Source organism: Gryllotalpicola daejeonensis, assembly GCF_039538145.1.
In the GTDB taxonomy this organism is placed as follows: Bacteria; Actinomycetota; Actinomycetes; order Actinomycetales; family Microbacteriaceae; genus Gryllotalpicola; species Gryllotalpicola daejeonensis.
In genome coordinates this window covers 2,541,372-2,561,979 of sequence record NZ_BAABBV010000001.1, presented here as the reverse complement: position 1 = coordinate 2,561,979, position 20,608 = coordinate 2,541,372, and the positions used below count along the sequence as shown (strand labels likewise).

Annotated in this window: 20 protein-coding genes; 7 read left to right on the top strand and 13 right to left on the bottom strand. The window is 71.3% G+C overall.

The features are described from left to right. Window positions 1–49 precede the first annotated feature (49 nt). Complete coding sequence (locus ABD736_RS12430; RefSeq protein WP_344792096.1) at window positions 50–1,090, bottom strand: polyprenyl synthetase family protein; 1,041 nt, start codon at window positions 1,088–1,090, stop codon at window positions 50–52. After that, a complete protein-coding gene (locus ABD736_RS12425) occupies window positions 1,087–1,836 on the bottom strand; it encodes a class I SAM-dependent methyltransferase (protein ID WP_344792095.1) in 750 nt (249 codons plus the stop codon). The genes ABD736_RS12430 and ABD736_RS12425 overlap by 4 nt, the downstream gene beginning before the upstream one ends. Before the next feature lie 54 nt (window positions 1,837–1,890). Here ABD736_RS12425 and ABD736_RS12420 point away from each other — a divergent pair, with 54 nt between their 5' ends. Next, complete coding sequence (locus ABD736_RS12420) at window positions 1,891–3,168, top strand: isochorismate synthase (protein WP_344792094.1); 1,278 nt, start codon at window positions 1,891–1,893, stop codon at window positions 3,166–3,168. A 100-nt stretch (window positions 3,169–3,268) separates the two neighbouring features. Here ABD736_RS12420 and ABD736_RS12415 read toward each other — a convergent pair whose 3' ends face one another. The 3 genes from ABD736_RS12415 to ABD736_RS12405 are packed head-to-tail and all read right to left on the bottom strand — an operon-like array spanning window position 3,269 to window position 6,465. Further along, on the bottom strand, window positions 3,269–4,360 hold the full coding sequence (locus ABD736_RS12415; protein ID WP_344792093.1) for a Gfo/Idh/MocA family protein: 1,092 nt from the start codon (window positions 4,358–4,360) through the stop codon (window positions 3,269–3,271). Beyond that, window positions 4,357–6,114, bottom strand: a complete 1,758-nt coding sequence (menD, locus tag ABD736_RS12410) for a 2-succinyl-5-enolpyruvyl-6-hydroxy-3-cyclohexene-1-carboxylic-acid synthase (protein WP_344792092.1) — start codon at window positions 6,112–6,114, stop codon at window positions 4,357–4,359. The genes ABD736_RS12415 and menD overlap by 4 nt, the downstream gene beginning before the upstream one ends. Window positions 6,115–6,162: 48 nt before the next feature. After that, a complete protein-coding gene (locus ABD736_RS12405) occupies window positions 6,163–6,465 on the bottom strand; it encodes a PLD nuclease N-terminal domain-containing protein (protein ID WP_344792091.1) in 303 nt (100 codons plus the stop codon). Window positions 6,466–6,546: 81 nt separating this feature from the next. Here ABD736_RS12405 and ABD736_RS12400 point away from each other — a divergent pair, with 81 nt between their 5' ends. Further along, window positions 6,547–6,879: a DUF4229 domain-containing protein gene (locus ABD736_RS12400; protein ID WP_344792090.1), complete on the top strand. Its 333-nt coding sequence runs from the start codon at window positions 6,547–6,549 to the stop codon at window positions 6,877–6,879. 79 nt (window positions 6,880–6,958) lie between these two features. Here ABD736_RS12400 and ABD736_RS12395 read toward each other — a convergent pair whose 3' ends face one another. From ABD736_RS12395 to ABD736_RS12385, 3 genes are all read right to left on the bottom strand, one after another. After that, window positions 6,959–7,900 carry a 1,4-dihydroxy-2-naphthoate polyprenyltransferase gene (locus ABD736_RS12395; RefSeq protein WP_344792089.1) on the bottom strand — a complete coding sequence of 314 codons (942 nt, stop codon included), beginning with the start codon at window positions 7,898–7,900 and terminating at the stop codon, window positions 6,959–6,961. A 26-nt stretch (window positions 7,901–7,926) separates the two neighbouring features. After that, on the bottom strand, window positions 7,927–9,120 hold the full coding sequence (locus tag ABD736_RS12390) for an AMP-binding protein (RefSeq protein WP_344792088.1): 1,194 nt from the start codon (window positions 9,118–9,120) through the stop codon (window positions 7,927–7,929). A 124-nt stretch (window positions 9,121–9,244) separates the two neighbouring features. Further along, complete coding sequence (locus tag ABD736_RS12385; protein ID WP_344792087.1) at window positions 9,245–10,159, bottom strand: 1,4-dihydroxy-2-naphthoyl-CoA synthase; 915 nt, start codon at window positions 10,157–10,159, stop codon at window positions 9,245–9,247. 84 nt (window positions 10,160–10,243) lie between these two features. Here ABD736_RS12385 and ABD736_RS12380 point away from each other — a divergent pair, with 84 nt between their 5' ends. After that, a complete protein-coding gene (locus ABD736_RS12380; RefSeq protein ID WP_344792086.1) occupies window positions 10,244–11,740 on the top strand; it encodes an LCP family protein in 1,497 nt (498 codons plus the stop codon). Next, window positions 11,740–12,741 carry an o-succinylbenzoate synthase gene (locus tag ABD736_RS12375; RefSeq protein WP_344792085.1) on the top strand — a complete coding sequence of 334 codons (1,002 nt, stop codon included), beginning with the start codon at window positions 11,740–11,742 and terminating at the stop codon, window positions 12,739–12,741. The genes ABD736_RS12380 and ABD736_RS12375 overlap by 1 nt, the downstream gene beginning before the upstream one ends. A gap of 67 nt (window positions 12,742–12,808) precedes the next feature. Here the strand turns inward: ABD736_RS12375 and ABD736_RS12370 are convergent, their stop codons facing one another. Continuing rightward, complete coding sequence (locus ABD736_RS12370; RefSeq protein WP_344792084.1) at window positions 12,809–13,435, bottom strand: class I SAM-dependent methyltransferase; 627 nt, start codon at window positions 13,433–13,435, stop codon at window positions 12,809–12,811. A gap of 177 nt (window positions 13,436–13,612) precedes the next feature. Between ABD736_RS12370 and phnD the strand changes: the two genes are divergently transcribed. From phnD to ABD736_RS12355, 3 genes are read left to right on the top strand one after another with little or no spacing between them, the layout of a single operon-like run. Next, the gene (phnD, locus tag ABD736_RS12365) at window positions 13,613–14,581 is read left to right on the top strand and encodes a phosphate/phosphite/phosphonate ABC transporter substrate-binding protein (protein ID WP_344792083.1); all 969 of its coding nucleotides are present in this window, start codon (window positions 13,613–13,615) and stop codon (window positions 14,579–14,581) included. Between the two features lie 54 nt (window positions 14,582–14,635). Then, a complete protein-coding gene (phnC, locus tag ABD736_RS12360; protein ID WP_344792082.1) occupies window positions 14,636–15,478 on the top strand; it encodes a phosphonate ABC transporter ATP-binding protein in 843 nt (280 codons plus the stop codon). After that, on the top strand, window positions 15,475–17,241 hold the full coding sequence (locus ABD736_RS12355) for a PhnE/PtxC family ABC transporter permease (protein WP_344792081.1): 1,767 nt from the start codon (window positions 15,475–15,477) through the stop codon (window positions 17,239–17,241). The genes phnC and ABD736_RS12355 overlap by 4 nt, the downstream gene beginning before the upstream one ends. 67 nt (window positions 17,242–17,308) lie before the next feature. Here the strand turns inward: ABD736_RS12355 and phnN are convergent, their stop codons facing one another. The 4 genes from phnN to phnL are packed head-to-tail and all read right to left on the bottom strand — an operon-like array spanning window position 17,309 to window position 20,602. Then, window positions 17,309–17,899, bottom strand: coding sequence for a phosphonate metabolism protein/1,5-bisphosphokinase (PRPP-forming) PhnN (gene phnN, locus ABD736_RS12350; protein ID WP_344792080.1), 591 nt, complete (start codon window positions 17,897–17,899; stop codon window positions 17,309–17,311). Then, window positions 17,896–19,077 (bottom strand): alpha-D-ribose 1-methylphosphonate 5-triphosphate diphosphatase, encoded by a 1,182-nt coding sequence (locus ABD736_RS12345; protein ID WP_344792079.1) that lies wholly within the window; start codon window positions 19,075–19,077, stop codon window positions 17,896–17,898. Before ABD736_RS12345 ends, phnN begins: the two co-directional genes overlap by 4 nt. Then, complete coding sequence (locus ABD736_RS12340) at window positions 19,074–19,841, bottom strand: DUF1045 domain-containing protein (RefSeq protein WP_344792078.1); 768 nt, start codon at window positions 19,839–19,841, stop codon at window positions 19,074–19,076. The genes ABD736_RS12345 and ABD736_RS12340 overlap by 4 nt, the downstream gene beginning before the upstream one ends. Next, window positions 19,838–20,602, bottom strand: a complete 765-nt coding sequence (gene phnL / locus ABD736_RS12335) for a phosphonate C-P lyase system protein PhnL (RefSeq protein WP_344792077.1) — start codon at window positions 20,600–20,602, stop codon at window positions 19,838–19,840. Before phnL ends, ABD736_RS12340 begins: the two co-directional genes overlap by 4 nt. Window positions 20,603–20,608: the final 6 nt, after the last annotated feature.

Below are 20,608 nucleotides of genomic sequence, written 5' to 3'. Positions count from 1 at the left end.
GTGCATCTGTCGGCCGGGGGGCAAAAGCGCGGGCGCCGTCGGTGCGCGGTCAACTCGTGCGGTCGACGACCGTGTCGGCGAAGCGCGTGAGCGCCTTCTTCACGGCGCCGTCGGGAAGTGGCGCGAGCGCGGCGACGGCCTGCCGGGCCCACTCGCGCGCGTCGGCCAGGGTCTGGGCGACCACGGCGTGCGAGCGCAGTCGCTCGATGCCCTCGCTCACGTCGACGGTCTCGGGGGCGCCGATGACGTCGGACTCGAGATAGGCGAGCAGGGCGCCGGCCGAAGCATCCGTCGTCGCCGTCGCACGCAGCTTGAGCAACGGCATCGTGACGACGCCGGCGCGCAGGTCGGTGCCCGCCTGCTTGCCGGTGTCCGCGTCGGTGGTCGAGAGGTCGATGACGTCGTCGACGAGCTGGAACGCGACGCCGATCTTCTCGCCGAACTCGAGCACGGCGGGCTCGTATTCGGCGGGGGCGCCCGAGAACGCGACGCCGAACTGCGCGGCCGCGGCGATCAGCGAGCCCGTCTTGTCGGCGAGCACCTTGAGGTAGTGCGCCACCGGGTCCTCACCGGACTGCGGCCCGAGGGTCTCGTGCAGCTGGCCCATGCAGAGGCGCTCGAAGGTGTCGGCCTGCATCCTGATGGCGCGCTCGCCGAGCCCGGCGATGAGCTGGCTCGCCCGGGCGAACAGCAGGTCGCCGGTGAGCACCGCGACCGAGTTGCCCCACACCAGCTGGGCGGTGGGGACACCGCGGCGCAGCGGCGCATCGTCCATCACGTCGTCGTGGTACAGCGAGGCGAGGTGGGTGATCTCAACCACCTGGGCCGCGGTGATGACCTGGTCGTTCGCGCCGCCGCCGAGCTCTGCGGCGAGCAGCGTCAGCACGGGGCGCACCCGCTTCCCACCCGCGCCGAACAGGTACGTCGCGGTGACGTCGGCGATCTGGTCGGCGAAGCGCAGCTGCTCTTTGAGGCCGCTCTCGACGCGCTCGAGGGCGGCGTCGAGCTTCTTGGCGAGTGCCCGCTCGGCAGGCGAGGCGGTCAGCTTCTCGGTGAGCCCGAACTGGCTCGTGAGAACCGATGACGTCACGAAGTCTTCCCTGCCTTGGAGTTCCCGGCCGGGCTCTGCCCGCGAAGCGGCACGAACCCGCGGTGCAGCGCGACGATGCCCGCCGTCAGGTTGCGGTACGCGACCCGCTCGTAGCCGGCCTCGCGCAGCCAGCCGGCGAGGGTCTGCTGGCTCGGCCAGGCGCGGATGGAGTCCATCAAGTACTCGTAGGCCGGAGCGTTCGAGGACGCGAGTCGGGCGACCAGCGGCGTTCCGTACTGCAGGTAGCCGTAGTAGGCGGCGCGCACGGCGGCCACAGGCGGCGTCGAGAACTCGCAGATGACGACGCGGCCGCCGGGCTTCGTGACGCGGAAGAACTCGGCGAGGGCCTTCTTGGGCTCGACGATGTTCCGCAGGCCGAACGAGATCGTGACGGCGTCGAACTCGTCGTCGCCGAAGGGCAGCTGCGTGGCATCCGCCTGCACGAATTCGACGCGCGGGTTGGCCGCCTGGCGGACGCGCCCCACCTCGATCATGCCCGCCGAGAAATCTGCGGCGACGACGTGCGCGCCGCGCGCGGCGATGGCCGCGCTGCTCGTACCGGTGCCGGCCGCGACGTCGAGCACCAGCTCGCCGGGGCGCGGGTCGATGGCGCGGGTCGTCGCGATGCGCCAGAGGTGGTCGTTGCCGGCGGAGAGGACCGTGTTCATGCGGTCGTAGTGCGTTGAGACCTCGTCGAACATGGAGGCGACCTCGTGAGGTCGCTTCGTGAGGTCGGCCTTGTTCACTCCCCCAGCTTATCGGCGGCTTGTAAGTGGAGCCCGAGCGTAAAGTCTGAGTTCGTGACACGAACCGCCGCCTCAGCCGAAAGCGCCGTGCAGGCGCTGACGGTCGAGACCACCCCGCTCGACGACGTCCGCCAGCTGATCCCGTTCCTCGACCCCCGCCAGCCGCTGCTGTGGCTGCGCCGCGGCGAGGGCATCGCGGGGGTCGGCGAGGCGGTGCGGCTCGAGTTCACGGGGCCCAGGCGCATTGCAGACGCGGCGGATGCCTGGCGCGAGCTCGCGGCAGCGGCGACCGTCACCGACCCGGTGCGGCTGCCGGGCACGGGGCTCGTGGCGTTCGGGTCGTTCGCCTTCGCGGACGAGTCGGAGCAGGCATCCGTTCTGATCGTGCCCTCGCTCGTCATCGGGCGGCGCGGCGGGCGCTCGTGGGTCACGCGCATCTCAGCGGGCGACGCAGGCGGCGTCGAACGGGCGGATGCCGGCGCCGCGGCTGCCCCGAAGCCGACGCCGTTCGGCCCGGAGTTCCGGCTGACCATGGCGCCCGGGCGGCTCTCGGCTGCCGGCTACGGCGAGGCCGTGGCCGCCGCCGTCGACCGCATCGCCACGGGGGAGGTGGGCAAGGTCGTGCTCGCGCGCGAGCTGCGTGCGCACCTTCCCGCGGAGGCCGATGTGCGCCGCGCGCTCGTCGAGCTCGCCCTCGGCTACTCGGAGTGCTGGACATTCGCCGTCGACGGCTTCGTCGGCGCCTCTCCCGAGACGCTGGTGCGCGTCATCGCCGGCCGCGTCGATGCGCAGGTGCTCGCGGGAACGGCGGCACGCGGGGCCGACGCCGACGCCGACGCCCGTGCCGCGGACACACTGCGCGCGAGCCGGAAGGACCGCGCAGAGCACACCTTCGCCGTCGACAGCGTGCTCGAGTCGCTGCGGGGCCACACCGGCGCGCTCGAGACCAGCGCGCCCTTCACCCTGAAGCTTCCGAACCTGTGGCACCTGGCGACCGACGTGGCCGGAACGCTTGCCGACGGCAGCTCGGCGCTCGACCTGGTGGCGGCGCTGCACCCCACTGCGGCCGTCGCGGGGACGCCGCGCGAGGCCGCCCTCGCGCTCATCCGCGAACTGGAGCCGTTCGACCGCGGCCGCTACGCCGGGCCGACGGGGTGGATCGGCGCCGACGGCTCAGGCGAGTGGGCGATCGCCCTGCGCAGCGCCCAGCTCGCTCCCGACGGCGACCTCACCGCCTACGCAGGCGGAGGCATCGTCGCCGACAGCGACCCCGTGCTCGAGGTCGCCGAGACCACGATGAAGTTCCGCCCGATCGTCGAGGCGTTCGGGTAAGCGTTCGTCTCGTTCGGCTCAACTGCGCTGAACGGTCAACGCCGCGCGCTGCGGCCGCGATTGCAGCGCAACGATGACCGTCTGGCGCAGTTGGCCGGCGTCAGACGGTCCAGGGCTGAGTCGAGGATCGCGCGGGGCGGCCCGAGCGCAGCGACTGCTCGAGCACCGTCTGCAGGTAGACGTCCTGTGCGGCCTCCGCAACCGAGTACAGCTCGGGGCCCCCGGCGACATAGTGCGCCATGCGGTCGAGAGCTGCGGCGATGGCGAGCTCCTCGTCGGCGAGCCGGGCGCGCAGGAATCCGTTCGCCCACACGCGCTCGCCCTCGAACACGTAGGCGCGCGCGAACAGCCCCTCGTGGTTGCCCGGGCCGCCCGCCGCGAGCCGCTCGATGCGCGAGGTGACGGGCTGGCCGGCGGCGTCGACATAGCGCACGACGTCGTCGCGCAGCTCGCCGCGCGTTCCGCGGATTGTGAGCGTCGGCGTGCGGATGAACGAGCGGTACTGCTGGTCGTCGAAGTCGTAGGTGCCGCGCAGGCCGCCCTCGAAATCGAGCCAGGCGGTGGTGCGGATGCCGGTGGTGAGCCGCACCTCGTCGGGGTCGGCATAGCGGCTGGGGCCGAGCTGCACGTGCTCCTCGAAGCGGCGCGCGGTGATGGTCGCGTTGCGGAAGCCCGCGCCGAGCGCCCGGCGCAGCACGCTGAACCCGTGGTAGTCGTGCGCGATCGAGACGAACGCCTCGGTGAGCTCGCCGAGGAGGCCGGAGTGCGCGATCTTGAGCTGCGCCGAGACGAGCGGCTCGAGGTGGTATTGCTCGGCCACCTGGATGCGCGCGCCGTCTCGCACAAGGGCATGCAGCTTTCCGAGGCCATGGCGGTCGGGCGCGACCGGCGTCTCGGTCAGCACCGCGTGGCCGGCCCCGGCGAGTTGCTCGACGATGTCGACGGCGGCGCCCGCGGACGCGGCGTTCACAACGAAGTCGAGCGTCTCGGGGGCGGCCAGTCGGGTGAGATCGCCGACGGATGCCACGCCCCACGCATTCTCGACTTGCCGCGCTCGCTCCGGTCGCCGGGCGACGATGGCTGCCACCTCGAACCGGTCGGGCACGGCGGCGGCCACGCGCAGGAAGGCCTCGGCTCGGAACCCAGAGCCGACGATCGCGAAGCGCACCCGGGGGCTCTCGGCGCCCGTCATGTGAGCGGCACCTCGATCAGCGTCGGCTCAGCGGTGACGGCTGAGAGCGCCTGATCGAGCTCGCCACGGGTCGCTGCGCGGCGATACTGCCAGCCGTACGCGCGGGCGAGCGCCTCGAGGTCCACCTCGCGCGGGGTGAGCTGAACGCGCTCGAACGCCTCAGGCGCTGCGGATGCCGCGACCTCGAGCCCCGCGAAGATGGTGCCGCCCCGGTCGTTGCCGACCACGACCTGGATCGGCGGCAGCGCCTCGCCCGGTGCTCGCAGCAGCGCGCCCACGTCGTGCAGCAGGGTCAGGTCGCCGAGTAGCACGCGGGTGACGCCTCGACCGCCGCTCGCGAGCGCCACGCCGACGCCGGTGGCGACGGTGCCGTCGATGCCGCCGAGCCCGCGGTTCGCGTGGACGGTGATCTTCTTGCCCGTGACGGTGCGGTCGACCTCGCGGATGAGCCGCGACGCCCCCAGCACGAGCCGGTCGTGCGGCCAGGTGAACCGCCACAGCGCATCGGCGAGCATGCGCCGCGTGACGGGCGCCCGCACGGCGGCGAGCTCGCTGCGCGCGAAGGCGGCCCGGGTCGCAGGGTCGTCAGAGGCGGCACCCTCGAGGTCGGGCGCGGTCTGGTCGGCGCCCGCGGCCTGCTGCGCGGCCGCCTCGAGCAGGCGCCGGCTGGCGAAGACCCAGCGGCCGGTCCAGTTGCGCGCGTCCGGGCTGTTCGGGTGGACGGATGCCTCGAGCTGCACGGCCGTGACCCGACGAGCGTCGTGCCCGGGGTCGTAGAAGTCGGGCGTGCCGGTGTCGTCGACGACGATGACCTCGACGTCTGGACGCTTCAGCAGCGCGGGGACCTCGCGGCTCAGCGTCGGGTGGCCGAACACGACGGCGCGCTCGACGGCACCGCCGAAGTCGGGGTCGGAAAGCAGCTCGCGGTAGGCCACCACGAGGTTCGGGCCGAAGCGCGCGCCGCTCGAGACCTCAGCGATGAGGGGCCAGCCGGCGGCGCGGGCCAGTGCCTCTGCCTCGGGGCCGGACTTGTCGCCGGCGATGACGATGGTGCGGCGGTCTCCATTCAGCCACGCCGAGTCGACCGGCGAGGCGGGAGGCGCCGAGTCGGGCGACGGAGCCGGGTCTCCATTCGGCTTCGCCGAGTCGACCCGCGATTGCGACTCGCCAGCCGACTCGCGCGCAGCGCGAATGGAGGCTGCGATCTCGTCGAGGTCGGGGACGGGGGCTGAGAGGGGGTCTCGTAGGGCGAGATTCAGGTGCGCGGGGCCGTGCGCGGCGGAGCTCCACAGCAGGGCCGCCAGCTCACCGGCATCCGTGCCCGCATCGGCATCGACATCGTGCGTGAACTCGGCAGCGGGGCCGAACACGGCCGTCTGCGTCGTGGTCTGGTTCGAACGGATGCCGCGCAGCTCTTCCGGCCGATCGGCGGTCACGACGATCATCGGCACGCGCGCCTCGTGCGCCTCCATCACGGCGGGGTGCAGATTGGCGACCGCGGTACCGCTCGTCGTCACGACGACGGCCGGGGTGCCCGACTCGAGCGCGAGGCCGAGGGCGAGGAATCCCGCCACCCGCTCATCGATGCGCACATGCAGACGCGCCGCGCCCACGCGCTCGAGCTCAGCCGCGACCAGAGCGAGCGCCTGCGAGCGCGAGCCCGGCGCGACGACAAGCTCGCGCACGCCGAGGCGCACCAGGGCGGTGAGCAGATCGATCGAGAAGTCGGTGGCGGCGTTGTTCGTTGAGGGCACGGGTTCCTTGGGGCCGAGGGAGGTCGATGGGGTCGCAGTGCGATCTAATCAACCATCGGACCCTGAGCCGCGGTCGCCGGGCTTCGTGCCGTGGTCGCCGAGGCTCGAGAGGAACTCGACGTCATCGTCGGGGGCGATCACCCGGGCGCCGCGCGCGCCGCTGGTCGCCGAGACCCGGCCGACCCAGAACCACAGCGCGGCGCCGACGATCGGGAAGATCACGACGACCGCGACCCACGCGGCCTTGGGCAGCCCGCGGGTGCCGAGGCGGTCGGCCAGGCACACGCTCACGATCGCGTAGACATAGAACACTGCGGCGAGAAATCCGATGACGAGCCACAGGCGGAACATGTGCTCATCGTAAGTCGCGCGGCGCCGCCGGGATCCCGCTGCTGGGCGTCCACACAGAACTGTGACTTTAGGCTTGCTCACGTGAGTGCCCCCAGCGCCGACGATCGCCAGCCCGCCGCCAAGCGGCGCATGCCCGCGTGGGCGCGCTACACGATTCTGCGACTGCTGCTCATCATCGTGCCGCTGGTCATTCTGATGATCCTGTTCCGCAAGGACTACTGGCCGCTGTGGACCATCGTCTCGGTCATCATCGGCTTCTCGCTGTCGTACATCTTCTTGAAGGGACCGCGCGAGGCGATGGCGCTCGAGCTCGCCGAGCGGCGCGCGGCCGGCCCCGTGGTGAAGGGCGATGACGCCGACGAGGATGCCGAGATCGAGGCATCCGAGCGGCGCGAAGACGGCGCCGGGAACTAGTTCCCGTTCCGGACAGCTGCGCCCGCGGCCACGGACGCACCCGTCCGGAACGGCAAGGAGTTGCCGCAGGAACGCGCCCCTAGAAGGCCAGCGCGATGAACAGCACCGCCGCGTAGGCGAGCGCGGTGAAACTCGTGAGCTGCAGGGCCAGAACCAGCTCGCGCCCCGTGCGGCCGGTGACGGCGATGAGCGCGGCGGGGATCGCGAGCAGCAGCACGAGCATGCCCAGCCACGCGACCGGGTAGACGAGCGCGAAGGCCGCGAGGATCAGGAACGGCAGGAACAGGAAGACGCAGTAGAGCACCTTCGCCCAGCGGCGGCCGACGAGCACGGCGAGGGTGCGCTTGCGGGCCAGCCTGTCCGACTCGATGTCGCGCAGGTTGTTGACCATCAGCACGGCGCAGGCGAGCAGGCCGGCAGCGACCGAGCCGATCCAGCCCTCTTCCGTGACGGTCTTGACCTGCACGTACTGGGTGCCCGCGGTCGCCGCGACGCCGAAGAACAGGAAGACGAAGACCTCGCCCAGGCCGTAGTAGCCGTAGGGACGCTTGCCGCCGGTGTAGAACCAGGCCGCGACGACGGCCGCGGCGCCGACGATCAGCAGCCACCACAGCTGGGTGTCGATGACGGTCGCGACGCCGACGATCGCCGCTGCGGCGAAGAAGCTGAGCGCGACGGTGAGCACGGTGCGCGGCTTGGCCTTGCCCGCACCCGTGAGGCGCGCGGGGCCCACGCGGTAGGCGTCGGTGCCGCGCACGCCGTCGGAGTAGTCGTTCGAGTAGTTCACGCCGATCTGCAGCAGCAGCGCCACGGCGAGCGCGGCGAGCGCACGCACCCAGTGCCACTCCCCCGGGTCGCTCGCGGTGCGGGCGGCGCCCGTGCCGATCAGGACGGGCGCGATCGCGAGCGGCAGCGTGCGCAGGCGGGCGCCGCCGACCCAGTCGCCGAACGTGGCTGGTTTCACTGCGGCCTTGGCGGGGTTGCCGGGGCGGCGCGTGTTCTTCTTGGACTTCGTCGACATCTCGGGCCGAAGTTTATCGGGGTCTCTTAGTCCCGATTCGCCGCCAGCTGTGCGAGGGCTAAGCGGTCGGGCTTGCCTGACGGCAGGTGCGGAATCGCGTCGACCACGACGAGGCGGGCAGGCGCGGCGGCGCGGCCGAGTGCGGCGGCCGTTGAGGCACGGATGCCTGCGAGTTCCGCGCTCGCGCCCGTGGCGGTGATCACGACCGGCACCTGGCCCCACTGCGCGTCGTCGGCGGCCACGACGACGGCGTCGCCGAGCCCCGGGAGCGACTTGACATGCCGCTCGACCGCATCGAGAAGAACCTTCTCGCCGCCCGAGATGATGACGTTGTCCGCGCGCCCGAGCACCGTGACGGCGCCGTCTGCGGCGACCTCGCCGAGGTCGCCGGTGCGGTACCAGCGCGTGCCGTCGGCGTCGGTGTCGAAGGCGCTGGCGGTTCGCTCGGGGTCGCCGAGATAGCCCTCGGCCAGCGTCGGGCCGGTGAGCTCGAGCATGCCGTCCGGGGCTACGCGCGCCCGGGTGGCACCGATGGGAACGCCGTCGTAGACGCAGCCGCCGCTCGTCTCGCTCGAGCCGTAGGTACGCACCGCACGGATGCCGAGCGCCTCGGCGCGCTGCCGGAGCTCTGGCCGCAGCGCCTGCCCGCCGACCAGCAGGGCGTCGAAGCGACGGAGCGCCTCGGTGACCTCGGCGTCCTCCTCAGCCGCGTCGATGAGCCGTGCCAGCTGCACCGGCACGACCGAGGCGTAGCGGTGCGGGGCGGTCAGGCGAGCGGATGCCTCGACGAAGCCGGCCGCGTCGAAGTGCCCCTCCGGCATGACGACGGGGTCGGTGCCCGCGTGGATGGAGCGCACGAGCACGTTGGTGCCCGCGACGTAGTGCGCGGGAAGGCAGAGGAGCCACTGGCCGGTGCCCCCGACGGCCGCCGCGCTCGCCTCGGCGCTCGCGAGCAGGGCGCGGGCGGAGAGCGCCACGCGCTTGGGGGTGCCGGTCGAGCCGGAGGTCTCGATGACGAGGGCGACGGTGTCGGGGACGACGGCGAGGTCGTGGCCCCCATTCGGCTCGGCCGAGCCGACCGGCGCGTTGTCGGCATCGGCCCGCGGCCTGGCTGCGTCGAAGGGGAGGATCGCGGGGCCCGTTCCGTCGAGTGCAGCCCGAAGAGCGGTCATCAGCGCCGGAACATCGGAGTCCGGCATCCGTCTCACTTCGCGCGTCATGCCCGCACCTCATCACGCGTCAGCCCTACTTCGAAGGGTGCCGAAACGGCGTTATCACCGGCCAGAAGGCCGTTTCGGAACCCCTCGGCGAGCGGATGCATCGGATGCCGGTTCAGGCGCCGCATCAGAAGTGCCACGGGAAGGGCGACCAGTCGGGCGCGCGCTTCTCGAGGAACGCGTCGCGGCCCTCGACCGCCTCGTCGGTGCCGTAGGCGAGGCGGGTGGCCTCACCCGCGAACAGCTGCTGGCCGACGAGCCCGTCGTCGACCGCGTTGAAGGCGTACTTCAGCATGCGGATCGCCGTCGGCGACTTGCCGAGGATGACGCGCGCCCACTCGAGCGCCGTCGTCTCGAGCTCGGCGTGCGGCACGACGGCGTTCACAGCGCCCATCTCATAGGCGCGCTGGGCCGAGTACTCCTGCGCGAGGAAGAACACCTCCCGTGCGAGCTTCTGCCCGATCTGGCGTGCGTAGTAGGCGGAGCCGTAGCCGGCGTCGAAGCTGCCGACGTCGGCATCCGTCTGCTTGAAACGCGCGTGCTCGGCACTCGCGATCGTGAGGTCCGCGACGGCGTGCAGCGAGTGGCCGCCGCCCGCCGCCCAGCCGGGGACGACCGCGATGACGACCTTCGGCATGAAGCGGATGAGGCGCTGGACCTCGAGGATGTGGAGGCGCCCGGCGCGTGCCGGATTCGAGACGGATGCCTCGTCGTCGGAGTACTTGTAGCCGTCGCGTCCGCGGATCCGCTGGTCGCCCCCCGAGCAGAAGGCCCAGCCGCCGTCCTTCGGGCTGGGGCCGTTGCCCGTCAGCAGCACGACGCCGACCCGGGGGTTCGTGCGGGCATCCTCGAGCGCCGCATACAGCTCGTCGACTGTGTGCGGCCGGAACGCGTTGCGCACCTCGGGCCGGTTGAAGGCGATTCTGGCGACCCGGGCGGCGAGCCCTTCGCCCGTCGACAGGTGGTAGGTGACGTCCGTCAGCGCCTCGAAACCGGGCGCGACCGCCCACTGCGACTCGTCGAAGATCTCGGAAACCGGCATGTTTTCAACCTTAAGGCTGACTTTCACGCCGTTCGGGGCGTGTGCGGACCTTGCGCACAGGGCGCATCTGTACCGTGTTTGCTGGTGACCCGATACGACGATCTGCCTCTGTACGAGCCGGAGCAAAAGAGCCGGCAGTGGTCTGACGCGCGCCGCAAGCGGTTCCGTCGCACGATGGCCTTTCTCGCGGGCGGCCTCGCCGTGCTGCTCGTCGCGGGCTTCGGCTACGTCGGTTTCACCTACTGGCACTTCTCAAGCGGCATCCACCGCATCGGCGGCGTCGTCGGCGATTCGAAGCCGGGCACGGACCAGAACATCCTGCTCGTGGGCAACGATGAGCGCCCCGCGAACATGACGAAGCAGCAGTACCAGGAGCTGTCGACGACCGAAGACGACGGCAGCATCAACACCGACACGATGATCCTGCTGCACGTGCCGGCGAACGGCTCGTCGGCGACGCTGATCTCGTTCCCGCGCGACTCGTACGTTGCGATTCCCGGGCACGGTCACGGCAAGCTGAACGCCGCGTATGTCTACGGCTCTACCGGCGCCAGCGGCACAGCCGACCAGCGCGACGCGGCCGGCATGAAGCTGCTGATCTCGACGATCGAGAACCTCACGGGCGTGACGGTCAACCACTACGTCAAGGTGAGCCTGCTCAGCTTCTACAACATCGCGGACTCGCTCGGTCCGGTGACCGTGTGTCTGAACCACGCCGTCAACGATCCGTACTCGGGCGCAAACTTCCCGGCGGGAACGCAGAAGCTCGATGCGCGGCAGGCGCTGCAGTTCGTACGCCAGCGCCACGGCCTGCCGAACGGCGACCTCGACCGTGCGACGCGCCAGCAGTACTTCCTGTCGGTCGAGGCGCAGCAGGTGCTCTCAGCGGGCACCTTGCTCAACCCCGTTAAGCTCAACAAGGTCGTCGGCGCCGTCAGTTCGTCGCTCGAGATGGACGACAAGCTCGACCTTCTCTCTCTCGCAACGCAGCTCAAGGGGTTGAAGAGTGGCGGGGTGCGCTCCGCGACGATCCCGCTCATGCCCGACCCGTATGGCGACGTGCCGGGCGTCGGCTCGGTCGTGCTCATCAACCACGACGCACTGCCCGACTTCATGGCCACGGTCACGGGCGGCAAGACCACCGCGCAGCGCGTCGCCGAGGCGAAGGCGGCCGACCCGTCGTCGGTCAGGGTCGACGTGCTCAACGGCGCGGGCACCGCGCACGGCTCGAGCACCGGGCTCGCGACGTTCAAGTCGCTCGGCTTCCAGACCGGCTCGCCCGCGGACGCCCCCGAGTCGCAGCAGACGACCACGGTCTACTTCCCGAAGGGCGACGAGGCGCAGGCGAAGGCCGTGCTCGCGCACGTTCCGGGCGCCGCCGTCGCGCAGTCCTCCGACTACACGCACGTGACGGTCGTGCTCGGCACCGACGGCAAGATGCCGGTGGGCACCTCGAGCGGGTCGTCGGGCTCGGGCTCCGGCTCGTCGGGTTCGTCGAGCTCGACCTCGAAGAGCTCGGCACCGGCGCCGAAGCCGAGCGCGCCGACGAAGAACTACAACAAGACCACCTGCATCAACTGATGGCTGAGCAGCCGGTCATTCCCCCCCTCGGCGAGGTGCTGGCCGGCGTGCGCGTGGTCGCCCTGCCCATGGTGACGCGCTTCCGCGGAATCACGGTGCGCGAAGCGGCGGTCTTCGAGGGCCCGCAGGGGTGGACCGAGTTCAGCCCCTTCGTCGAGTACGACGACGCAGAGGCATCGGCCTGGCTCGCCGCCGCCTATGACTACGGCTGGGGCGAGCCGGCACCCGCCCTCCGACCGGCGATCCCGGTGAATGCGACCGTCCCGTCCGTCGCGGCCGCCGACGTCGCCGCCGTGCTGGCCCGCTTTCCCGGCGCACGCACGGCGAAGGTCAAGGTCGCCGACCCCGGCCAATCGCTCGCCGACGACGTCGCCCGCGTCGCGGCCGTGCGCGAAGTGCTGGGCCCAGAGGGCCGCATTCGCGTCGACGCCAACGCGCTCTGGAACGTCGACGAGGCAGAGCACGCGATCCGCGCCCTCGAGCGGTTCGACCTCGAGTACGTCGAGCAGCCCGTCGCGACCGTCGACGAGCTCGCCGAGGTACGGCGGCGCGTGTCTCGGCTGGGCATCCTGATCGCCGCCGACGAGAGCGTGCGCAAGGCATCCGACCCGCTCGCCGTTGCGCGCGCAGGCGCGGCGGACGTGCTCATCATCAAGGCGCAGCCGCTCGGCGGCGTGCGCGCCGCGCTGCGCATCGTCGCCGAGGCGGGGCTGCCGTGCGTCGTCTCGAGTGCGCTCGACACGTCCATCGGGCTCGCGATGGGCGCGTCGCTCGCCGCCGCGCTGCCGTCGCTCGAGTTCGACTGCGGACTCGGCACCGCCGCGCTGTTCGAGAGCGATGTGACGGATGCCCCGCTGCTGCCGCACGCAGGAGAGATCGGCATCGATCGCGTGGTTCCGAGCGAGGCGCTTCTCGAGGCGAGCGCCGCCTCGGCCGAGCGCCGCGAATGGTGGCTCGCGCGCATCGCCCGCTGCCACGAGGTGCTCACGGCGCGCGCCTAGCGGCATCGCGCCGCCGCTTTCGGCGCCAAGCGCGCGCGGTTCGAGCCGGAACCGGCGACGCAGTGCGCTAGTCGACCGGGGCCAGCTCGGCGAGCAGGACGAAATCGTCCTCGATGCGGCGCTCTTCGGACCGCGTCACGACGAAGCCGGCGGGTGCGGCCGTCGCCGCGAGTGCCTCCGGGGTCTGGAACGGCGCGTGGTTCGGCGTGTAGCCCGGAGTGTTCGGGGCCCCGGCGCCCTGGCCGTGCCCGTGGTCCGGCCCGTGCGCGAACGTCGCCGTCACGAGCACGCCCTCGGGCGCCAGCACCCGCGCGAACTCCTCGAACACGGGAAGCGGATCGGCGACGATGTGCAGAGCCGTCACGCACGTGACGAGATCGGCCGCGGCATCGGCCACCGGCAACTCTTCGGCGACGCCCTCGAAGAATCGGGCACCGGGCAGCTCGCGGCGCGCGACGGCCAGCATTCCCGGCGACAGATCGACGCCGACGAGCGAGAGGCCCGGATGCTTGGCCGACAGCGCCCGCAGGACGAGGCCGGTTCCTGTGGCGACGTCCAGCACGGTTTCGACGCCGTCCAGGTCGACGAAGTCGGCGACCGCCTCGGCGAGCGCGCGGTGCATGGCGCTGTCGTCGTAGCTCTCGGCTCTGCCGTCGAACCGCTCTCTGATCGCCGCGTTCCGTTCGTCGCTCATGCCGTCACGCTAGCGCAGACGCCCGTCTGGCTTGTCTAGATGTATAGACCTCTTTTACCCACTGGTCACTTGACGGCGGCCGCCCTGTACACGGGACCTCCCTAGCTTCGACGTGGCGCACTCCCCGCACCACCGGGAAACACCCGACGTCGCGCCCAAACCGAAAGGGTTCTTTCCATGTTCCTGTCCCGCAGCAAGCGCCTCGGCGCTGTGGCCGCCGTGCTCGTGGCCGCGGCCGCTCTCGCAGGTTGCACCTCGCCCGCCTCCACCGGAAACGCGTCCTCCTCGTCCGACAGCGGACACTGGGCGAAGGAAAAGGGCACCATCGTCTTCGGCGCCGTGCCCGACCAGGCCGGCTCCGACACCAACAACAAGCCGCTCGAGGACTACCTCGCGAAGGAGACCGGCTACAAGGTCGAGTACTACCCGACCGCCGACTACACCGCCCTGATCGCCGCCGCCGTCGCGGGCAAGGTCGATGTCATGACCTCCGGCGCCCTGCAGTACGTCATGGCCGTCAACAAGGGCGCGAAGCTCACCCCGGTCGCCGCGACCATGTCGTCGCCCGACGTGACCGACCCCGGCTACTACTCAGAGGCCATCGTGCCGAAGGGCTCGTCGATCACCGACGTCGCCGGCTTCAAGGGCAAGAAGGTCTGCTTCGTCGACCCGAACTCGACCTCCGGCTTCCTCTTCGGCCTGTACCAGCTGAAGAACGCCGGAATCAACGTCGACTCGAGCAGCACCGACGCCAACGGCAACCCCAAGTTCGCCGACTTCACGCCGTTCTTCGCCGGCGCCCACGACAAGTCGGTCCAGGCCGTCGGGTCGAAGCAGTGCGACGCGGGCTTCGCCGAGGACACCGAGGCCGAGGCCGCCGCGAAGGCCGGCAAGGTCACCGTCGTGCACAAGGAGTACGTGCCCGGTGGCCCGCTCTCGATCTCGTCGACCCTTCCGAAGGACGCTCAGGAGAAGCTGACCAAGGCGCTGCAGGGCGCGACGGTCGACGCCATCAAGGCCTCGGGCGTGCAGCTCACCGACGGCTTCAACACGGGCTACTTCGGCGCGAAGGCCGAGGACGCCTCGTACTTCAAGACGATCGCCGACCTGTGCGACCAGATCCCGGCCGCCAAGTGCTCGAAGTAGCCGGCATCCGCTCGCTACAGCTCGAACAGGTATAGCTCGAACAGAGAGACAGCCATGAACAGCGCGACGCCCTCCCCCGTCATCCGCGTCACCGGAGTCACCAAGAACTTCGGGACGACGCGTGCCCTCCACAACGTCGACCTGACCGTGGAGAAGGGGGAGGTCGTCGTGCTGCTCGGCCTTTCCGGCTCCGGGAAGTCCACCCTGCTCAGGCACCTCGACGGCCTCGAGCTGCCGACCGAGGGCGACGTCAGCGTCCTCGGGCAGCACCTCCCCAAGAGCTCCGCACGCGAGTTGCGCGCCCTGCGCGGCCGCGTCGGCATGATCTTCCAGCAGTTCGAGCTCGTGCCGTCGCTGACGGTGCTCGAGAACGTGCTGACCGGCGCGCTCGCCCGGCTCAAGGGCCCGCGCCTCGGTCTGTGGGCATACCCCAAGGCCCTCAGACTCACCGCGCTGACGCACCTCGACCGCGTCGGCCTGCTCGACAAGGCCTACCAGCGCGCCGACCGGCTCTCGGGCGGCCAGCAGCAGCGCGTGGCCATCGCCCGCGCTCTCATGCAGAGCCCCGAGATCCTGCTCGCCGACGAGCCCGTGGCCAGCCTCGACCCCGAGTCGAGCGAGCAGGTCATGCGGCTGATCCGCGAGATCGCCGCCGATGACGGTCTCACCGTCGTCTGCAGTCTTCACCAGGTCGACCTCGCCCTCGGGTGGGGCGACCGCATCGTCGGCCTGCGCCACGGCGAAGTGGTGCTCGACACCGCCACCGACGGCCTCAGCAAGGCGCAGGTGATGGAGATCTACGGCCGCGTGACCACCTCGACGACCGAGCTCTCCGCGATCGAGCTCGAGCTCGGCGCGCTCGCCGCGCCCCTTCCCGTTCAGGACGGCCTGCTGTGACGACCGTCGCGGCCCAGCCCGCAGCGGGGGCAGATGCCTTCGCCGACGTAGCTGAGAGGGCGCCGCGCCGCCGCCGGTCCCCCGAGCGCATCGCCGGCGTCGTCTTCGTGCTGGCGATGATCGCCTTCGGCATCTATGCGGTGTCGGCGCTCGACTTCTCGTGGGCCAACATCGCCTCGAGCCTTTACAACGCCGCCAAGGTGTTCAGCCTGATGGACCCGATCAGTCTGCCCGCCCCAGGCGACCTGCTCTATCTCACTGGCCTCACAATCGGCATCGTCGTGCTCGGCACGCTGCTCGCCGCGCTGATCTCGGTACCGGTTGCGATCATCTCGGCCGCCAACACCACCCCCGCCGGCTGGCTGCGGTGGGTCGGGCGTGCGATCGGGGTCATCACCCGCGCCGTGCCCGATGTCGTGATCGCCCTCGCGCTCTCGCTGATGTTCACGCTGGGCAGCCCCCTTCCCGGCATCCTCGCCTTCGGCATCCACTCGATCGGAATGATCTCGAAGCTGTTTGCCGACGCGATCGAGCAGATCGACGAGGGGCCGCAGCTGGCCATCCGCGCCGCCGGCGGTAGCCGCGCGCAGGAGTTCTGGGCCGGCGTCTTCCCACAGGTGCTGCCGTCGTGGATCGCGACCGCGCTGCACCGCTTCGACATCAACCTGCGCGGCTCTGCGATCCTCGGCTGGGCGGGCGTCGGCGGCCTTGGCTACGCCATGAAGGTCGCCTTCGGCCAGTTCCCGAACGGCTACGGCCGCGGACTCGGCATCGCCGCCGTGATTTTCGTGATGTGCGTCGTGCTCGAGATCATCTCGTCGACGATCCGGCGCAATCTGCTCGGCGTCGACCCGGTCGGCAACGGCCTGGGCGACCGCGTCGTGCGCGCGGCGACGAAGCGACGCGGGGCTGCGGCGAGCGCCGCAGCGGCGTCGCAGGCGCGCGCGGATGCCTCGGCGAAGCCGGCCGCGACCGCGGAGTCGATGCTGCGCCGCCCCTGGACCCGCGATCGAGTCAGCGGCCTGGTCTGGGGCCTCGTGGCGATCGGCGTCATCGTCGCGAGCTACTGGATGGCCGACATCCACCTCTCCCAGATCACCTGGTCGGAGGTCGTGCCGACCCTGCAGAGCTTCTGGCCGCCGAACGTCGGAAGCCACAGCTTCGGCGAGTTCTTCCAGGCCCTGCTGATCACGATCCAGGTGGCGTTCGCCGCCGCGGTGCTCTCTGTGGTGTTCTCGTTGATCTTCGGCTCTCTGGCCGCCCGCAACGTCGCGCCGAACGGCGCCATTCGCGGCACGTTCCGCGTGATCCTCGTGATCTTCCGCGGTGTGCCCGAGCTCGTCCTCGCGATCTTCCTCATCATGGTGACGGGCCTCGGCAACCAGGCCGGTGTCGTGGCGCTCGCCTTCGGCGGAATCGGCCTGCTCGGCAAGCTGATCGCGGATTCCTATGAGGAGGTCGCCCAGGGTCCCGGCCGGGCGCTGACCGCCGCCGGTGCCACGAGGATCCAGCGGTTCACCTCGTCCACCTGGCCGCAGGGGCTGCCCTCACTCATCGGCAACTCGCTCTACCTGCTGGACACCAACATCCGCGCCGCGACCATCCTCGGCATCGTCGGCGGCGGTGGCATCGGCTACTACCTGACTCAGGCCGCCCCCGTGCTGAATCTGCACGGCCAGGTGACCACGCTCGTGCTGATGGTGGTCGTCACGGTTCTCGTCGTCGAGGGCATCGCCACCTGGATGCGCCGCGTCTTCCGCTGATCTCGGGCAGAGCTCGCGAAAGCGCCCCGGCCACCTCGCGGTGCCGGGGCGCTTTCGAATGTCGCGCTCAGGCCGGCTGCAGCACGGAGCGGATCGCACTGAGCAGCTGCTCGCCGCCCTCGGCGATCGTGCCGTCGTTCTGGACCTCGACGTCGACCGGGAACTCGGGCGCCGGGTCGACGCGGGCGAGGCGGGCGGCGATGTCGTGCGACTCCTCGCGCTTGCGGGTGCGCAGCCGCAACTCGCGGACGGCCTCCGAGACGACGATGCGCACCACCACGAAGTTCGCGTAGCGCTCGGCGAGCGGCGCGAGCACCGCGCGTGACACGTTGGCGACGACCGCGCGCCCGTCGCGCACGTGATGATCGGCGGTTGCCGGGATGCCGTACCCGAGGCCGTGGGCACGCCAGCTCACGGCGAAGGCTCCGGCTGCACAGGCATCCTCGAACCCGCTCTCATCGAACGGCTCGTGGTCCTCGCCGGCGCCCGCCGGCCGCGTGATCACGCGCCGAGGGAAGTGCACCTGGTCGTCGAGCCGCTCGCGAACGTAGGAGATCAGGGCGTCCTTGCCGACGCCGCTCGCGCCGACGACGGCGATGAAGGCGCCCGGTCCGATCCGGGCGCCCTGGTCTGCGGGCGATGCGGCGGCGGCGCTCACGACACCCGCGCCCCTTCGCGCCACACGCCGCGCACGACGGGAACGCGGTGCCCGCGCGGGCGCGACTCGCTCGCCGGCAGGTCGTGCGCGCGCACCCGCACGAGGTCGGCGTGGCGGCCGACCTCGATCGCGCCGCGGTCGTCGAGGCCGACGGCCTTCGCTGGGTTGGTCGAGACGAGCTTCGCGCCCTCGACGAGCGGCAGCAGCCCCTCTGCCGCGAGCAGGAAGACCGCCTGCAGCGGGCTCGCCGGGACGTAGTCGGAGGACAGGATGTCGAGCAGGCCCTCGCCGAGCAGCTCGGCCGCCGCGACATTGCCCGACTGCGAGCCGCCGCGCATGATGTTCGGTGCGCCCATGACGATGAGCTGGCCGCGCTTGCGGGCCTCTTCTGCGGCGACGCGCGTGGTCGGGAACTCCGAGATCAGCACGCCGAAGCCCGCTGACTCGTCGACGTGCTCAACCGTGGCGTCGTCGTGTGCAGCCAGCGCGATGCCGCGCTCGCTCGCCCGGCGCGCGATCTCGGCGCGGTTCGGAATCGAGTGCCGAGCGGCGAACTTCTTCAGCTCTTCGACATAGGGCAGGAATCCCTCGTTCGTCAGCTTGCCCTTGCCGACCATGTAGCGGCGGAAGGCCTCGACGTCGGCGTACTGCCGCTGGCCGGGCGTGTGGTCCATGAGCGACGCGAGGCGGATGTGGCCGATCTCGCTGAGCTGCTCGAACTCGTCGACCGTGCGCGGCGCGGCAACCTCGCAGCGCACGTGGATGAAGTGCTCGGCGCGCGTCATTCCAGTGGTGGCGGCATAGCTGATCGCCTCGGAGATCTGCTTGGCGAGCGCTGTGCTGTCGTTCTCGCGGCCCTCCATCGCTCCGATGCGCACGGCGTCGAACACGGTGGTGACTCCGGCGCCGCTGATCTGCGCGTCGTGGGCGAGGACCGCGGGCACCGGGTCCCAGTGGGTGCCCGGGCGGGGCTGGATGTGCGCCTCGAGGTGATCGGTGTGCAGCTCGACGAGGCCGGGCATCAGGTAGTCGCCCTCGAGGTCCTCGCCGACGGCGCCCGGCTGCTGCGCGCCGGTCGCGATGTCGGCGATGTGTCCGTCGCGGATGAGGACGGAGCCGGTGACGATGTCGTCGTCGAGGACGATGCTTGCGTTGGTGAGGACGGTTTCGCGGCTCATCGGATTCCTTCTGCCTGGGTCGCGGGGACGGGGGTGGTGCGGGCGCCGGCCTGTGGGGAGGGCGCGAGCGGGTGGACGGAGTGCAGCTCGAACGGGGCGCCCGGCGCCTCTTCCGTGAAGATCGCCAGCGCGTCGACCGGGATCGCCCGGCCGAGCGAGTCGGCGAACCAGTCGGTGAGCACCGCCTCGACCGCAGCCTGGTCATCGGGCGCGATGCGGTCGGTGAGCGTCAGGTGGAAGCGGAACTCGTCGAGCACGTAGGGGTAGCCCCAGCGGTCGAACAGCTCGCGCTGGCGCGCGGTCATGCCTGCCGGATTCCTGCGGGCGATGTCCTCCGCCGTCGGGGCGGCGCGGAACTCGTCGAAGCTCGTGACGATCTCGTCGGCGAGTGCGTGCAGCGGCGCGGCGGCTTCGCCGGGCATCAGCGCGAAGAAGTGGCCGAGGCGCTTCAGCGTCAGCTGCGGCACGGCGACTTCGGGCCACCCGGCGGCGAAGTCCGAGACGGCTGCCTCGAGCTCGTCGAGCGTGCGGCCATCCGCCAGGCGGAACGGCGCCTTCAGCGTGCCGTGGAAGCCGTAGCGCCGGGCGTCGACGGTGATCTCGTCGACCTCTTCGCGGGTCCAGCCCTTCGGGGCGACCGGCGCGACGGCGACCCCGGCGGTGCTGCGGCCGAGCCACGACTCCGCCCGTTCGAGAAGGGCGCGGCCTGAGGAATCCGCCGCCGTTGCGCCGGGCGCCGCGTAGATCGCGACCCGCGCGCTCACGCGGCCGCCCCGGAGGCCGACGCGGCCGACGCGGCCGACGTGCCCGTTCCCGCCGCCGCGCCCGCACGCGGGGTGAAGGCCTCGACCTCGATGATGCGGTCGGCGACCCGCTCGCGCACCTCGGTGTCGTGGAAGATGCCGAGCATCGCGACCCCGGCCGCGCGCTTGTCGGCGATCAGCTCGACGACGACGTCGCGGTTGCGGGCGTCGAGCGAAGCCGTGGGCTCGTCGAGCAGCAGCAGGGGCAGGTCGGCGATGAACCCGCGGGCGATGTTGACGCGCTGCTGCTCGCCGCCCGAGAAGGTGGCGGGCGGCAGCGACCAGAGACGCTCGGGGATCGCGAGGCGGGTGAGCAGCTCGGCCGCGCGAGCGTGGGCCTCCTCGGCGGAGACACCGCGCTCGAGCAGCGGCTCGGCGACGACCTGAAGGGCCGGGACGCGGGGCACGCAGCGCAGGAACTGGCTGACGTAGCCCATCGCGTCCCGGCGGGCGGCGAGCACCTGCCGCGGGTCCGCCGACGCGAGGTCCACCCGAAGACCCCCCGCATCGAGGACGATCGAGCCGCCGTCGGCGGCATAGTTGCCGTACACCATCTTGAGGATCGAGCTCTTGCCCGCCCCCGAGGGGCCGCCGAGCACGACGCACTCGCCCGCGTGCACGTCGAAGGTCACGTCGCGCAGCACGGCGAGGCGCGTGCCGCCCTGCAGGTGCATGGTGAAGGTCTTGCGGACGTCCGCCACAGTCAGGATCGCGTTGTTCACGGTCGG